The 683-nt window shown below is 55.6% G+C and carries 1 protein-coding gene; it reads right to left on the reverse strand.

Annotated elements, in window-relative coordinates; genetic code table 11:
* Window positions 1–120: 120 nt before the first annotated feature.
* The coding region (locus AB4Y34_RS41835) for an IS110 family transposase (protein WP_368719305.1) at window positions 121–683 on the reverse strand (563 nt) is incomplete at its 5' end.

Genomic DNA, 683 nt, shown 5'->3' on the forward strand with positions numbered 1-683 from the left:
CATGCGTGCGCATGCCCCGCGCGGATCGCGCGGCAAACCGGTAATTCAGCGGGAAATTGCACGCGCAAGTCTCCTGAACGTAGCTTCGGTCGTCATGACGGGGCGCTTTTCAACAGCCTGCTAGGCGATTCGTGCCATTTTGTTTGCCAAGGCCACCGCCACTACATTTGCTGGACGTCGTGCCTGCATCGCCTTTTGCCAAGCAGTTGGCACCTTGGTGTGACAACACAGTACGGAACGCGCCCCATGGATCAACAACGTACGCAGGTATGGGTCGCCTCGCCTTGAGATCGAGCCTAGCCGGATCTTTCCGCCTGTACCATTCTGCCGAGGAACAAGCCCCAGAAACACTGCAAACTCGCGCCCCGACCTGAATGTCTTCGCATCTCCGATTGTTGCCACCAAGGCCGTTGCAGTCAGGCGACCGATACCCGGCACCTCGTAGATTGCTCGACATGCCGCTTCGTGTTTCTGCCAGGCGCCAATCCGTTTCTCGAGTTGATTGATATCTTCCTCAAACAGGTTGATGCGACGCAGCTGTTCGCGAACGTTAAGAAGTCGAACCTGAACAATCCGGAGAGCCTTTTGCAGCAAGGGTTTGAAGCGGAAAGTTGTTGATGCATTTGCAGGAACCTGGCAGATTATGGGTAGTTTCCTGCAAATTCTGTCGAGGTCTGGATGGG

Origin of the sequence: Paraburkholderia sp. BR10954 (assembly GCF_040965775.1) — a bacterium.
Classification (GTDB): domain Bacteria; phylum Pseudomonadota; class Gammaproteobacteria; order Burkholderiales; family Burkholderiaceae; genus Paraburkholderia; species Paraburkholderia youngii.